12 protein-coding genes are annotated in these 15,569 nt (G+C 42.7%); 11 read left to right on the forward strand and 1 reads right to left on the reverse strand.

The features are described from left to right. The first annotated feature begins 17 nt into the window (after window positions 1-17). Genes lepB through acpS form a run of 5 tightly spaced genes read left to right on the forward strand, consistent with a single transcriptional unit; the run spans window position 18 to window position 3,604 of the window. Window positions 18-842 carry a signal peptidase I gene (lepB, locus tag AC0L46_RS12645; RefSeq protein ID WP_473504048.1) on the forward strand — a complete coding sequence of 275 codons (825 nt, stop codon included), beginning with the start codon at window positions 18-20 and terminating at the stop codon, window positions 840-842. An 18-nt stretch (window positions 843-860) separates the two neighbouring features. Then, the gene (gene rnc, locus AC0L46_RS12650; protein ID WP_414680391.1) at window positions 861-1,544 is read left to right on the forward strand and encodes a ribonuclease III; all 684 of its coding nucleotides are present in this window, start codon (window positions 861-863) and stop codon (window positions 1,542-1,544) included. After that, on the forward strand, window positions 1,537-2,445 hold the full coding sequence (gene era, locus AC0L46_RS12655) for a GTPase Era (RefSeq protein WP_317003275.1): 909 nt from the start codon (window positions 1,537-1,539) through the stop codon (window positions 2,443-2,445). Before rnc ends, era begins: the two co-directional genes overlap by 8 nt. Before the next feature lie 5 nt (window positions 2,446-2,450). After that, the gene (gene recO, locus AC0L46_RS12660) at window positions 2,451-3,188 is read left to right on the forward strand and encodes a DNA repair protein RecO (protein WP_473504050.1); all 738 of its coding nucleotides are present in this window, start codon (window positions 2,451-2,453) and stop codon (window positions 3,186-3,188) included. Window positions 3,189-3,217: 29 nt separating this feature from the next. Continuing rightward, on the forward strand, window positions 3,218-3,604 hold the full coding sequence (acpS, locus tag AC0L46_RS12665; RefSeq protein WP_473504052.1) for a holo-ACP synthase: 387 nt from the start codon (window positions 3,218-3,220) through the stop codon (window positions 3,602-3,604). Here acpS and AC0L46_RS12670 read toward each other — a convergent pair. Next, window positions 3,571-6,357: a response regulator gene (locus AC0L46_RS12670; RefSeq protein WP_473504054.1), complete on the reverse strand. Its 2,787-nt coding sequence runs from the start codon at window positions 6,355-6,357 to the stop codon at window positions 3,571-3,573. The two genes, acpS and AC0L46_RS12670, sit on opposite strands and share 34 nt — an antisense overlap. Before the next feature lie 223 nt (window positions 6,358-6,580). On the opposite strand from AC0L46_RS12670, the gene cysM reads away from it, so the two are divergent. The 6 genes from cysM to adk all read left to right on the forward strand — a co-directional run bounded on the left by cysM (window position 6,581) and on the right by adk (window position 15,567). Continuing rightward, a complete protein-coding gene (gene cysM / locus AC0L46_RS12675) occupies window positions 6,581-7,480 on the forward strand; it encodes a cysteine synthase CysM (protein WP_473504055.1) in 900 nt (299 codons plus the stop codon). 119 nt (window positions 7,481-7,599) lie between these two features. Further along, a complete protein-coding gene (rlmD, locus tag AC0L46_RS12680; protein ID WP_473504057.1) occupies window positions 7,600-8,910 on the forward strand; it encodes a 23S rRNA (uracil(1939)-C(5))-methyltransferase RlmD in 1,311 nt (436 codons plus the stop codon). Between the two features lie 16 nt (window positions 8,911-8,926). Next, window positions 8,927-11,176: a GTP diphosphokinase gene (gene relA, locus AC0L46_RS12685; RefSeq protein WP_414680384.1), complete on the forward strand. Its 2,250-nt coding sequence runs from the start codon at window positions 8,927-8,929 to the stop codon at window positions 11,174-11,176. Beyond that, window positions 11,173-11,991 (forward strand): nucleoside triphosphate pyrophosphohydrolase, encoded by an 819-nt coding sequence (gene mazG, locus AC0L46_RS12690; RefSeq protein ID WP_473504060.1) that lies wholly within the window; start codon window positions 11,173-11,175, stop codon window positions 11,989-11,991. Before relA ends, mazG begins: the two co-directional genes overlap by 4 nt. Before the next feature lie 71 nt (window positions 11,992-12,062). Further along, on the forward strand, window positions 12,063-14,690 hold the full coding sequence (gene ppc / locus AC0L46_RS12695; RefSeq protein WP_473504062.1) for a phosphoenolpyruvate carboxylase: 2,628 nt from the start codon (window positions 12,063-12,065) through the stop codon (window positions 14,688-14,690). A gap of 220 nt (window positions 14,691-14,910) precedes the next feature. Then, a complete protein-coding gene (adk, locus tag AC0L46_RS12700; RefSeq protein ID WP_414680381.1) occupies window positions 14,911-15,567 on the forward strand; it encodes an adenylate kinase in 657 nt (218 codons plus the stop codon). The last annotated feature ends 2 nt before the right edge of the window (window positions 15,568-15,569 follow it).

Raw genomic sequence — 15,569 nt, forward strand, 5'->3', positions numbered from 1 at the left:
CGTGATGGAGAGATGTAATGGGTTTTGATTTCGAACTAATTTTAGCCATCGCTTTTTTGGTGACTGGTGCGGTTTGGGTTTACGATCGAGTCGTTTATTTGCCGAAGCGTAAATTGGCATTAGCGGAAATGACACCGGAAGCTCGTAATGCGATTAGTAAAGACGTTAAACAAACACTGGCTCAGACGCCTAAGCTTGTAACAGAAGTTAAATCCTACTTTGTTATTATTGCCGTTATTTTTGGTTTGCGTTCTTTCGTGGTGGAACCTTTTCAGATTCCATCCGGCTCTATGTTGCCGACATTGAAAATAGGTGACTTCATTCTTGTGAATAAATTTGAATACGGTGTCAGGTTGCCTGTACTGAATTCTACAATCATTCCTACCAATGAGCCTGAGCGTGGCGATGTTGTAGTGTTTAAATACCCACAAGACCCAAGCTTGAACTATATTAAACGATTAGTTGGTTTACCTGGTGATAAAGTCGCTTACCGAAATAAAGAGTTAACAGTAAACGGCGAAAAGATCAGTAAGACGCTATTGGCGAAGCTGTCCGTTTCTTTGAACCCAAGCGGAGAGCCGGTTGAAGTGTTTAATGAAACCTTGGGTGATGCGCAACACGAGATATACAACAGCTATCGTTTTACGCCTCATGAAGGTGAATGGGTTGTGCCTGAAGGTCATTACTTTGTTATGGGTGATAACAGAGACAATAGTGCTGACAGTCGATTCTGGGGATTTGTACCAGAAGAAAATATGAAAGGTCGTGCTTTTTATGTGTGGCTGCATTGGGATGACTTTTTCAGCATTCCAAGCTTTAAAAACAATGGTTTGATTGAATAAGTATTTTTTGGAGAAATTTTGAGCTCACTGTATCAGAAGTTGAGTCGCCGCATAGGTTACTTTTTTGCGGATCTTGGATTGCTAGAATTAGCACTTACACACCGTAGTTTTGGTGGAAAGAATAACGAACGCCTCGAGTTTTTAGGTGACTCTATTCTTAATTATGTTATTGCTGAAGACCTTTTTCATCGTTTCCCAAAAGCGAAAGAAGGAGAGCTTAGCCGTTTACGTGCCTCTTTGGTAAAAGGGGATACCCTAGCTGAATTGGCGCGAGAATTTCAATTGGGCGACTTTTTGAAGCTTGGAGCAGGTGAATTAAAAAGCGGTGGTTTCAGACGCGATTCGATTCTTGCGGATGCAGTAGAAGGCATCATAGGTGCTATTTATCTGGATGCGGGAATGGACGTTTGTCGTCAACATATTTTGGATTGGTATAAAGACCGTCTAGACGCAACGTCATTAAAGATTGTCACAAAAGATGCAAAAACCCGCCTTCAAGAGTATCTGCAAGCACGTAAATATGGTTTGCCTCAGTATGAAGTGGTGAAGATTGCGGGCGAGCCTCATGACCAAACATTTTATGTTAATTGTCAGGTTGAAGCCTACGATGGCGTTATCGAAGGTAAAGGTAATAGCCGAAGAATTGCAGAGCAAAATGCTGCAGCCAAAGCCCTAAAAAAATTGGAAAAGAAAGATGTCTGAGGTTGAAGTTGAGATTACCCATTGTGGGTACATTGCCATTGTAGGACGTCCTAATGTTGGTAAGTCTACTTTACTAAACCATATTTTAGGTCAAAAGTTATCTATTACTTCGCGTAAGCCGCAGACAACACGAGATCAAATTTTAGGTGTAAAAACAGAAGGGCATGTTCAAGCTATTTACGTAGACACACCCGGATTGCACTTAGGCGAAAGCAAAACCATCAACCGCATTATGAATAAAACCGCTGCGGCCGCATTAAAAGATGTGGATGTGGTGTTGTTTGTTATTGATGCAGATCGCTGGACTGAGGAAGATGAGTCTGTTCTTCAGAAGGTAAAAAATGCTCGTTGTCCTGTTATCTTGGTAGTAAACAAAGTCGATCAATTGGATCAGAAGGAAGACTTATTGCCTCGTTTGGCGAATTTATCTGACCGCATGAACTTTGCTCAAATTGTACCGATTTCAGCGTTGCGTAATGATAACTTAGACAGACTAGAGCGATTGGTAGAAAGCTACATACCTGAAGGTACTCAGTTTTACCCAGAAGATCAGATTACCAATCGAAGCTCTCGCTTTTTGGCCGCAGAAATCGTACGTGAAAAAATCACTCGTCAACTCGGACAAGAAGTGCCTTATGAAGTAGCAGTTCAAATTGAAGAGTTTACTTACGAAGAGTCAGCGATACACATCAGTGCTTTGATTCTTGTCGAACGTAATGGCCAAAAGCGCATTATTATTGGTGAGCGTGGCGAAAAAATTAAACTGATTGGCAAAGAAGCACGCATCGATATGGAGAACTTGTTTCAACATAAAGTCATGCTGAATCTTTGGATCAAGGTGCGAGCTGGTTGGTCTGATGACACTCGTGCATTAGCCAGCTTAGGTTATCAGGAAGAATAATTGCGATGCGCGCTGCTGCGTATGTGATACATACTCGCCCTTTTCAAGACAGCAAGATCTTGTTGGATGTGCTCACTTATGAGCAAGGGTTAGTACGCGGAGTATGGCGCTTACCAAAAAAAGAGGCTCGGGTGATTCCTGGGCCTTTTTTGTGTTACGAAATAGACTATGTTGGCCGCAGTGATCTGAAAACCGTCAAAAGTTTAGAAGCGGTTAAGTCGGCGTTTCCTCTTGAAGGTTTGTCTTTGTATGCGGCGCTTTATGTCCATGAATTATTGGTAAAGCTTTTACCGCTTAATTTGCCGTTGCCGGATGTGTTTACGCTTTATCGATGGCTGATTGAAAATTTGCACTCAGGCGCACCCATTGCGCCTTTGTTGCGGCGTTTTGAAGTCGGACTGTTTTCAGAGCTTGGCATGGCGATTGATATGTCTTCTACTGGAAGAGGTGAAGCGCTAGAAGCTGAGCAGATGTACCAATTTCATTATAAGTTTGGCCTGCGCCCCTATTATGGTGACATACCTAAGCAAACTCCTATGTTGTTTGTCGAGGGACGGGTCGCATTGAATTATCATTCGGGCCATTGGACAGACAAACAAGTGTTGAGTCTTGCAAAAGAGTTACATCGAAACTGGCTTGATGGCTTGTTGAATGGAAAACCGATCGCATCTAGGCGTTTATTACCTCAACAGCCTTTTCAAGGTGAACGTCATTTAGGCGTGCCCATCTTTCGTTCTCTATGAGCGCTTTTGATCTTTAAAGGAGTGTCAGTTTGATTATTGGTATTGGGACAGATTTGGTGGATATTGCTCGAATTGCTCAATCTGTTGAGCGTTTGGGAGAGCGTTTTATTGACCGTATTTTAACAGAGGAGGAAAAGCTTCGTTGGTCAGACATTCAACATGCAGACCAAGCGAATGCCTTTGTTGCCAAACGCTTCGCGGCAAAAGAAGCGGCGGTAAAAGCATTAGGTACAGGTATAGGTTCAGGCGTTAGTTTTCAGCATTTTTCTGTCAGTAATTTGCCTTCGGGCCAGCCTGTTTTGACAGTTGATGACAGTATTCTTTCCCGTTTCGATTTTTCTGTTACTTGGCATTTGAGTCTGACGGATGAGAAAGCCTATGCTCAAGCGTTTGTGATATTAGAATCTAAAGGTTGAGGCCAAGCAATGAGTTTGCGATGGCTGACCAGTTCTTCTATCGCTTCCATGAAATCTTCAACAACGCCTTCTACTTCTTCTAGTCCTAATTCCTTTAAGTGTGTTTCTAAAAAGCCTGCATGGCGCGCTAAGTTAATCGTTCCTGTATATTTTGATGCGCCATGTATTCGGTGGATCACTTCAATCAGCTTGTCGGTGTCTTGGTTTTCTAGGTGATGTTTGATGAGTTTTTTCTCAGCGTCCAATGAATCGGCCAGCATATCGAACATTTCTTTTGCGATGTCTGCTCTGCCATCCACAATATTAAGAGCCTTCTCTAACGAGAAGATGTCCTGCATTTTTTCATCGACTTGATCTTGGAAGGAGTCTGTATTGGTATGCCATGTTTCAATGGTGTTGAGTAAGATTTCTTCGTCAACTGGTTTGGTTAAATAGGCATTCATACCGCTAGCAAGGATTTGCTGTTGTTCTGATCCTAACGCGTGAGCAGTTAAAGCGATAATCGGCGTGTCTTTATAGCTTTCTAAAAGGCGTAACTGTTGAGTGGTTTCCATGCCGTCCATTTCTGGCATTTGAATGTCCATGAAGATAATGTCGTATTTATCCTGTGTTGCCATTTCGATAGCTTGATGACCACTGTAAGCAAGTGATACTTCCAATCCTTTTGGAGTGAGCCAATGTTTTAGTAGTTGAAGGTTAATTGGGCTGTCGTCCACAGCCAGAACCTTTATGCCTTCCAGTTTCTCCATTTGCACTTCTGGAGCGGGTGCTTCTATAAGGACTGTGTGATCCACATTTTGCAGTACAGTATATAGCCTGCTTTGGCTGACAGGTTTGAGCAAAATGTCTTTGCAAACATCTTTCAGGTCGGTGTAATGGGAGATTTGGCCTGGTGGTTGAATCATCAAGATAGAAGGAATGCCGTGTTGTTGAGACGCATAAAGGATTAACTCTTTTGCCTCTGCAATGCTTTGGGCGTCTGGTGTGACACTTAATAAAATGGCGTTAGTTTCATTGTGCTGTTTGTTAATGAGAGCAATGACTTGTTCTAAATCTGAGCAAGAAGAGCAGCCCACACCAATGTCTTGAAGGTGTTTGTTGATATAGCCGCGATAAGTCGCACTAGGTTCTAATAAAATGACATGACGGTTCAGTGGTTCGTAAGTGTTTTTGGCTTTGGGTGATATCTTTAAGCGCAAGGTAAAGCGGAATGTAGAGCCTATTCTCGGGTCGCTGCTGACTTCGATTCTTCCATTCATCTGCTCTACAAGTTTTTTCGTAATGACCAGTCCTAAACCTGTGCCACCAAATTGTCGAGTGGTGCTCGTGTCTATCTGAGAAAATGGTTTGAATAAGCGGTTTATTTTTTGCTCAGGTATGCCTATTCCAGTATCAATGACTTGAAAGGACAGTGTCATATTGTCTTCGTGTTCAGACAAGAGGGATACTTTCGTGCGAATGGAACCTTGGTGAGTAAATTTGATGGCGTTACCAATGAGGTTTGTCAGAATCTGGCGGACTCGTACGCTGTCACCGATAAACCATTCTGGTACGTTTTGACCGAACTCAGGTACAAGATCAATGTGTTTTTCTTTGGAAAGCAGGTTGATACTAAGTGTTTGATATACTTCATCAATTAGGAATTTTAGATTGAAATGATTACTTTCTAAGCTCAGTTTTCCGGCTTCAATTTTTGAGAAGTCTAAAATGTCTCCAATAATTGCGAGTAGGCTGTTGGTTGATTGTTGAATGGTATCCACATACAGCTTTTGTTGGGGCTCTCTAATTTCTTTCTGTAGTGTCTTTGTGTAGCCCAAAATAGCATTGAGAGGGGTGCGTACTTCATGGCTGATATTCGCCAGAAACTGTGATTTTAAACGGTTGGATTCGATGGCTTCACGGTTGGCAATATGAAGTTGAGCGCTTTTTTCTTCCATGCTGTCCATGCTGCGGCGGATGTCTTCTGTGGCTTGATCTATACCTGTAATCAGTTCTTCTGTGTGGTTTTCTAAGCGTTCGGTTAAATCTAATAAATCTTTTTGAAGGTCGCTGTATTCAACGGGAAGCTTCATTAATTTAACTGTGGAAAACTGCCCTTTGACTAATCGGTTTAAGGCGCTAGAAAGCTTATTGATTGGTTGAGATAGTTTTCTTGAAATTCGAAAAGCGCCTACTGCCATGAGAACGTTGTAGGCGATCAAGATAAAGATAACGATGCTCGCGTATTGGTATTTTTTGATTTGAGCAACGGATTTACTTGCTTCAATTCTCACCCAGCCGATTAAGTTGCGCTGATTTTGAGAATCAAAAAGAGCCGCCTGAGAAGGGAAGGCGCTATCCAGTGTGTTATTGGAGTAGTAAATCTGTCTTATGGATTCTAGATGTTCGCCGTATTCGGTTATGCGATCAGCTTCGACTGCAAGCGTATTGTCTTGCAAGGTGGGCGGCTTGCCTAGTTCGGCGATGATTTGCTGTTCACTGTCGAATATTTGAACGCTACTTATGTCTTCATGGCTTAAGGCGCTTTGTAGGATTCTATGAATCATTCTTTCATCGGAAAAAACGATGGCATATTCGCTTGTTGTGGCAACCTGTTCTGTTATGTGTTCAGTGCGTTCGTATAAACTTTTATCTAAGTCACTAAAGCGGGATGAAAGCAGGAAGAAGCAGGCAAGTAGTGAGACAACAAATGCAGGCGTGAACAGAGCCCAAAATAGTTTGTTGCTTACACTTAGTTGAACCGATAATTTCATAATATCAAGAATCTGTTTGATGAATTAATCACAGGTGTTTTGTATGAAGACTAACCGCACCAAGATAGAGAAAACCGTGATATTCATGTTTTTTATCTTAAATACGAATTAAACACTAAGTTTATAACGCTTTCTTATTGTACTGTTTGGCGTAAGTGTTTTTAAATAGGTAGCATGTGTTAAGTGTCATTCCCTATGTCATCAATGTCAATGAAGTTTTTTTATGATCGAATATCCTACTATCGAGTCCTTAATCGGACAGACTCCTTTGGTTCGTTTGCAGCGCATTAACCCGAACCCAAGCAATACCATTCTTTTAAAGTTGGAAGGGCAAAACCCAGCAGGCTCAGTAAAAGATCGACCCGCTTTGAATATGATTCATCAAGCTGAATTGCGTGGCGATATTAAGCCTGGAGACAGCTTGATTGAGGCTACAAGCGGAAACACAGGGATTGCTCTGGCAATGGTGGCTGCGATTAAAGGCTATAAAATGCATTTGATTATGCCTGACAATATGAGTCAGGAGCGCAAATCAGCGATGTCGGCTTATGGCGCGATTTTGCACTTGGTTAGCAAAGAAGAAGGTATGGAACGAGCGAGAGATCTTGCCCAAGAAATGCAAGAACAAGGTGTTGGTATTGTCTTGAATCAGTTTGCGAACCAAGACAATCCTAACGCTCATTACCTGACCACGGGCCCTGAAATTTGGCAACAAACACAAGGCACAGTGACGCACTTTGTTAGCTCTATGGGAACTACTGGCACCATCATGGGGGTTTCAAAGTATCTTAAAGAGCAAAATAAAGACATTCAAATTGTCGGCCTACAACCGCAAGATGGCGCCAGCATCCCAGGTATTCGTCGTTGGAATAAGGATTATTTGCCAGCTATTTTTGATGAAACTCGTGTTGATACTGTGATGGACGTTGCTCAAAGCGACGCTGAAATAACCATGCGCCGTTTAGCGACAGAAGAAGGGATTTTCTGTGGCGTATCTTCTGGTGGCTCTGTCGCTATGGCGCTGGCGTTATCAGAGAAAGTAAATAATGCGGTTATTGTTGCGATTATATGCGATCGTGGCGATCGATATTTATCAACAGGTGTTTTCGAATCAAAGAGTTAACTTGCTTTGCCCTCAACCTTAAGGAATGAATTGAGGGCAACTTTAAGCATGTTGATCTATAGACAGATGCGATAGAATGTCCCGCAATAAATCGTAACCTCTGAGAAAGAGAGTCTCCTTTGAGAAGAAGAACACATTCACGCCGCCAACCAAAAGCCCAGCCAATTGGGCCACTCCAAACCTTTCATATTGATGGTTTAACTCATGAAGCCAAAGGCGTTGCTCGTTTGGATGGTAAGGTCGTTTTTATTGACGGCGCTTTACCAGGTGAAGCGGTGAGTGCTCAAATCACAAAAACAGGTCGCCACTTTGACGAGGCTAGATTATCGGAAGTAATTGAACCTAGCCAATACAGAATAGACCCTGCTTGTCAGCATTTCTCCGAATGTGGTGGATGCAGTTTTCAACATTTGTCTTGGCAAGAACAGGTTTCTGCTAAATCTACTTGGCTTAAAGGCCAGCTGCGAAATGTTGTATCTGATGAAGATATGCATATTTTGGCGGATAAAGGCGAGGGTTATAGACGCCGTGCAAGAATCGCCATCGATTATAAAAGTAGTGGGTTAGGGTTTCGCGGCAAAGCTTCGAAAGAAATCATTTCCATTGAACAATGTGTCGTTCTCACAGAGTCTTTGCAGGCTGTATTTTCTTCATTGAAGGCGGCTTTATCTAATGACGAATTGGTAAGATCGCTCGGCCACATCGAGTTATTAGAAGACTCAAAAGGTGTGTCGGTATTGTTTCGACTCACGTCTGTAATTGCTGACTCGCTGACTGCTCAATGGCAAAGCTGGGCGAAATCGGAAGAGATTGTTTTGTATTGGCAAGCACCAAAAGAGAGCAAAGCGCGCGTTGAATTAGAAGACATGCGTTATTATGATTTAGATAGCATGCGCTTTAATTATCATCCTCAAGACTTTATTCAAGTGAATACGATGATGAACCAGAAAATGGTAGCGCAAGCGATAGAGTGGCTTAATCCTACTCGAGAAGATGTAATTTTAGACCTGTTCTGTGGTGTGGGAAATTTCTCTTTGCCTTTAGCGAAACGAGCTCAATCTGTGATTGGCGTTGAAGTACAAGAAACTATGGTACAAGCGGCGCAGAACAATGCAGCGCTTAATGGCTTGGATAATGTGTCATTTATTGCAGCGGATTTAACTCAGCCGATCGCTAAAAAGTTTATTAAAGATAAGGTGACAAAAATTTTATTGGATCCGCCTCGTGCCGGTGCCTTTGAATTTTTGGATACGATAATAAAAATTAAACCTCTGCAAATATTGTATGTTTCTTGCAACGCTTCCACTTTAGCGAGAGATGCAGAATACTTAGTTACGAAGGGATATCGTGTATTACGTGTTAGTTTAATGGATATGTTTCCTCAGACCTCGCACGTTGAGACGATGATGTTACTGCAAAGAAAGAAGTAATTCGAAGGGCGGATACATGGTTACGGTAAGAAAAGATCACCCTGTTTTAGATGATGGTAATGTAGATATTGATGCTTGGATGGGACACTTTTCCCATTTAATTGATGACAGTACACGAGTGCCGTTGCGCATGGCTTGTGAGTTAGCTCGTCAAGCTGAGTCACAATCCTCTCGACCTTCATATTGGGGGCCACAGGCAAGCACTTTCCGCGCAGGGCTTGAGATGGTTGAAATCCTCTCTGGTTTTCGTGCTGATCAAGATTCCTTAGTCGCTGCCGCTTTGTATCGTGCTGTGCGAGAAGACCAACTTCCTTTAACTCGAGTGACAGAAATGTTTGGCCGTAAGGTGGCTTCTCTTGTTGAAGGCGTTATACGCATGGGGGAAGTGTCTAAAAACCTAACTGCAGATACAGCTGCAGAAGTCCTTGGCAGCAGTGAAAATCAATTAGAATCTTTACGTAAAATGCTTGTGTCGATTATTGATGATGTGCGTGTTGTGCTCATCAAATTGGCAGAGCGTGCCTGTGCCATCAAAGAAGCAAAGCATCAAGATGAAGAGCGCCGAGTCGCCGTTGCATTAGAAGTTCAGAGTGTTTATGCGCCTTTGGCTCACCGCTTGGGGATCGGTCATATTAAATGGGAACTTGAAGACCTGTCTTTCCGCTACCTTTACCCTTCTGATTACAAACGCATTGCTTCTTGGTTAGATGAAAAACGCTTAGATCGTCAGCAGTACATAGATGACGTGATCAATATGTTAGATGAGCGTTTAAAAGGCATTAATATTCATGCGGACCTAATGGGACGCGCAAAGCATATTTACAGTATTTGGCGCAAAATGAAGCGTAAAAATATCGGCTTCGATGAAGTGTACGATGTGCGGGCTGTGCGTATTTTGGTCGATGAACCAATGCAATGTTATGGGGTTTTAGGGGTTGTTCATAACCTATGGCGTCCTATTCCACAAGAATTTGACGACTACATTAGTAATCCGAAAACCAATGGTTATCAATCGCTACACACTGCTGTCGTCGGGCCACAAGGTCGAGCGTTGGAAATTCAAATTCGTACCCACAAAATGCATGAAGACGCCGAACTTGGCGTTTGTGCTCATTGGAAATACAAAGGGACGGATTTAAGCTCCAACAGCAGCAGTTACGAAGAGAAGCTGCAGTGGCTACGAACCATCTTGGACTTCCATGAAGTTCAGAATGATTTAGAGTCTTTGTCTGAGCAGGTTCGCAGTGACATTGAGCAAGATCGCATTTATGTATTCACTCCAGATGGTCATGTAGTGGATTTACCTGTCAATTCGACGCCAGTGGATTTTGCATATCGAGTCCATACTGAGATCGGTCACCGTTGTCGCGGCGCCAAGGTGAATGGCAAGATCATTACCTTGGTTACTCATCTTAAAACAGGCGATAAGGTTGAAATCTTAACCACGAAAGAGGGCGGGCCAAGTCGAGATTGGTTGCACCCAACTTTAGGTTATGTTCAAACAAGCCGTGCCAGAGCCAATATTCAAAACTGGTTTAGAAAAGAAGACAGAGAGAAAAACCTAGAAGCAGGTAAGTTGTTATTAGACAAGCAACTGAAACGACTTGGCATAGACGACAGCCGCATTGATTTCCAAAAAATTGCTTCTCGTTTTAGCTTCTCAAGTGCTAGCGATGTGTTTGTTTCCTTGGGGGCGGGTGATATTCAATTAGCTCGCGTGCTTAGAGCAATTGATGAGCTCTATGGCATTGATGGCGATGTTGCGCCAGTTCGCCCGATTCGATTGAAGAAAAGCCTTCACAAATCTTCGGATAATGATATACACATCCTAGGTGTCGGTAAGTTACTGACTCACATGGCAAAATGTTGTACGCCAATACCTGGTGACGATGTGATCGGATACATTACTCAAGGGCGAGGCGTTTCAGTACATCGTCAAGACTGTATCAATATCGTTCAGCTTGGTTTGGATGAGCCAGAACGTATTGTGAACGTGAGCTGGGGCGAAGAGTTAGACAATCAGTACCCTGTTAACATTCAGGTGGAAGCTTATGATAGAACAGGCCTGTTGAATGACATTACAAGCTTGTTGGCGAATGAAAAGGTTAATTTGCTCTCGATGAATACATTGTCAACCAAAGAGAGCCATACAGCCCAAATTCGATTCACCATCGAAGTCAGTGAGCTAAGTGCTTTAAGCCGCTTGTTACATCGTATTAACCAATTACCTAACGTATTGAATGTGTTTAGAGAGAGGGATTTTTGAGCGACGCACTTGCACGACTTCAGCATTTGATGGCTTGTCTTAGAGATCCTGAATTTGGTTGTGATTGGGATAAAAAGCAGAACTACAAAAGTCTGGCACCTTATACATTAGAAGAAGCGTATGAGGTGTTGGACGCCATAGAAAGAGAAGACTTTGACCACCTCAAAGAAGAATTGGGCGACCTATTGTTCCAAGTGATTTTTTATGGGCAAATAGGCGAAGAAGAGGGGCGATTTACCTTCGACGATATTGTGGATGCGATTACTCAAAAGATGGTAAGGCGCCATCCTCATATTTTTCCTGATGGCGATATGTCGCGTTTTGGTGAGAAAACAACATTAACTGAGCAAGAAATTGCACAGCAATGGCAAAAAATTAAAGCTCAAGAAAAGCTGCAATCACCAAACAAAAACGTTTCAGACTCAATATTGGACGATATTCCAGCTTCCATGCCCGCTCTAATGCAAGCAGTTAAAATACAGAAAAAAGTGGCTGGGTTTGGTTTTGATTGGCCGAATATAGCACCTGTTTTTGAGAAAATTCGTGAAGAGTTGGATGAGCTAGAAGAAGCCATCCGAGAAAATGATAAACCACATACAGAAGAAGAAATGGGTGATGTGTTGTTTGCTGTCAGTAATTTAGCACGACACCTTAATGTTTCACCCGATGTAGCATTAAACAAAACGAATGTTAAATTCCGTCGCCGTTTTGGCAGAATAGAAGACATCGTGTCCACACAGAATAAAAATTTAACGGACTTTTCTTTGGAAGAATTAGACCGTTATTGGGAGCAAGCTAAAAGCGAAGGTTTATAGACTTGCTTATCGTACTATGTACAGGAAATACTTTAATTACAGGCATTATCAGTACTGTTTAGGAGAGTGAAGTGAGTGATCGACAAGCGTCATTACGTGAGAATGTTAGGTTGCTGGGAGATTGTCTTGGCGAGAGCATGAGCAATCACCTAGGTGAAGACTTCCTGAAAAAAGTAGAAAATATTCGAATGCTGTCTAAAGATGGACGTCAATCAGGTGATTCCGCAGCCCTAATTGAAGCGTTAGAAGCATTAGACGATGAAGAAATTGTGCCTGTTGCTAGGGCGTTTAACCAATTTTTAAACTTATCCAACATTGCTGAGCAATACCACCGCGTTCACCGACGCAGAACCAATGAAAGTTTAGGGGTTTATCAGAACCCAATAGGCGATTTGCTCAAACGACTTTCTGATAAAAATTTCACACCAGAGCAAATGCTCGAATCGTTAAAATCTCAATCCATTGAATTGGTTTTAACGGCACACCCTACCGAAGTTGTGCGTCGTTCCTTGATCCGTAAATACGATAATATTTCAAGCGAGCTGGAAGCATTAGACAAAGACAATATTTTGCCTTTGGAAGAAACAAAGCATGTTCGTCGCCTTAAAGAAATCATTACCCAAGCTTGGCACACAGATGAAATCCGTGAAGAGCGACCAACGCCGGTAGATGAAGCGAAATGGGGCTTTGCTGTTATTGAACAATCTTTATGGCAGGCGGTTCCACGTTTCTTCAGACAGCTTGATGAGCAATTTAGTGCCGTCTCAAAAAATAATTTACCTCTCGATTTAGCGCCTATTCGTTTTGCAACTTGGATGGGCGGCGACAGAGACGGTAACCCAAATGTGACCCATAAAGTGACCAAAGAAGTGGCTTTGTTGGCGCGTTGGATGGCTGCAGATCTTTACATTAAAGACTTAGCGGTATTACGCGCTGAGTTTTCCATGACGCAGTGTAACGATGCATTGCGTGCACGAGTGGGTGACAGTACTCAGCCTTATCGTGAAGTGATTCGTCACCTAGAAAACAAAATGATAGCAACCAAGAACTGGGCGAAAGCGTGCCTAGATGGACAACCTGTTGCTGATGACGATATTTTCCTTGATATTCAGGAAGTAGTGGATGATTTAACTCTATGCTATCAATCTCTTTTAGATTGTGGCATGAAGGTAATTGCTAACGGCTCATTGTTAGATTTGATTCGTTGTGCCGCGACTTTCGGTGCTACTTTGGTCCGACTTGATGTTCGCCAAGACGCTGGACGTCATATTGATGCTTTATCTGCGATCACTCGCCATTATGGTTTGGGTGATTATGCGGAATGGGATGAAATGTCTCGTCAGGCTTTCTTGCTAACAGAATTGAACTCTAAACGCCCATTGTTGCCGATGGATTGGTCTACGACCGACGACGTGAAAGAGGTGCTTGATACTTTCAAGATGATTGCTCAAGGTCAGCAAAACTCTTTCGGTTCTTACGTGATTTCTATGGCAAGTTCGCCGTCTGATGTGTTGGCGGTTGCGCTTTTGCTAAAAGAGTCTGGCGTCACTTTCCCTATGCGCATTGTACCTTTATTCGAGACTTTGGCGGATTTAGACAATGCAGAGCCGACTATTGAACAGTTGTTCTCGATTCCTTGGTACAAGTCTTATATTAACGGTCATCAAGAAGTTATGATCGGCTATTCAGACTCAGCAAAAGATGCGGGTCAGATTGCAGCAACATGGGGTCAATACCGAGCGCAAGAAGCGTTGACTAAACTTTGTAAAAAGCATGATGTTCATTTGACTTTGTTCCATGGTCGCGGTGGTACCGCTGGTCGCGGCGGCGGTCCAGCACATGTGGCGATTTTGTCTCAGCCTCCGGGTTCTGTGAACGGTGCGATTCGAGTGACTGAGCAAGGTGAAATGATTCGCTTTAAGTTTGGTATTCCTGATATCGCTGTGCGTTCTTTAGAGCTGTATTGCTCCGCAGTAATGGAAGCGTCTTTGATTCCAGCTGAGCCACCAAAAGATGAGTGGCGTGCAATTATGGATGAAATGGCGGAAGTGGGGATGAATCAATATCGTTCCATCATTCGCGGCCATGAAGACTTTGTCCCATATTTCAGAGCAACAACACCAGAGCAAGAATTGGCTAAGTTGCCTTTAGGTTCACGTCCTGCTCGTCGTCGTTCCGATGGTGGTGTAGAGAGTCTGCGTGCGATTCCTTGGATCTTTGCATGGATGCAGATTCGATTGATGCTACCTGCTTGGTTGGGAGCAGAAAGTGCTATTCAACAAGCGGTTGAATCTGGCAACTTAGAGAAACTGCGTGAAATGCATCAGAAGTGGCCTTTCTTTGGTGCGTATTTAGACATGCTTGATATGGTTCTAGCGAAAGCAGAGCCAGAAATAGCAGAGTACTATGAGAAGCGTTTGGTGAATGAAGAGTTGCAAGGTTTAGGTCGTTTATTGCGCGGCAAACTGAAGCAGGTTAGTGAACTTGTGAAAATGCTGAAGAAGCAAGAAAGACTGATCGAAGACAACAAAACCATTCGTCAATCTATTGATGTACGAAACCCTTACATTGATCCGTTGCATTATTTGCAAGCAGAGCTTTTATATCGCAGCCGTAAAGATGATAACAACGCTGAGGTAAACAAGGCTCTAATGATTACCATGGCAGGTATTGCCAGTGGAATGCAAAACACGGGTTAAAGGTTATATTTGTTCGATAAACACTCAATATGAGTAATAAAACAATAAAAAACGACGCGTAAATTTGCATATTGAAGGGCTGCTTGGGTATGCTTGTCGGCCATTCAATTTTTAGTATGCAATTATTTGCTTGAACACATCACTTTGACGCTTTTTTAGCGTTAAAGTGATGTATCAATCATCTTTGCAAATCAGTTTACGCTGTCTTTGGAGACTTTTTATGCGAGTAATATTATTAGGTGCGCCAGGCGCTGGTAAAGGTACTCAAGCTCAATTCATTACAGAAGAGTTTGGTATTCCGCAAATCTCTACAGGAGATATGTTGCGTGCAGCGGTAAAAGCAGGAAGCGAAATGGGCTTGAAAGCCAAAGCAGTTATGGATGCTGGTCAACTTGTTTCCGATGACATCATTATCGGTTTGGTAAAAGAGCGCTTAACTCAAGATGACTGTGTAAAAGGCGCCTTATTTGATGGTTTTCCTCGCACGATTCCTCAAGCCGACGCTTTGAAAGAAGCTGGCGTTAATATCGATTACGTTGTTGAAATTGATGTTGCCGATGAAGAAATTGTAAAACGTATGAGTGGCCGTCGAGTTCACGAAGCATCTGGCCGTACTTATCATGTCATCTATAACCCACCTAAAGTGGAAGGCAAAGATGATGTAACAGGCGACGAGCTTGTGCAACGTGTTGATGACACTGAAGAAACGGTTCGTAAGCGTCTAGGTGTTTATCATGACCAAACAGCACCATTGATTGGTTACTATCAAGATTGGCTGAAAGCAGACAGTGCAACAGCGCCTAAGTTTGTAAAAGTAAACGGTGTTGGTGATTTAAATGAGATCAAACAAAGCTTGCTAACCTCTTTAAAGGCTTAACC

The organism is Marinomonas sp. 15G6-16 (assembly GCF_055809555.1).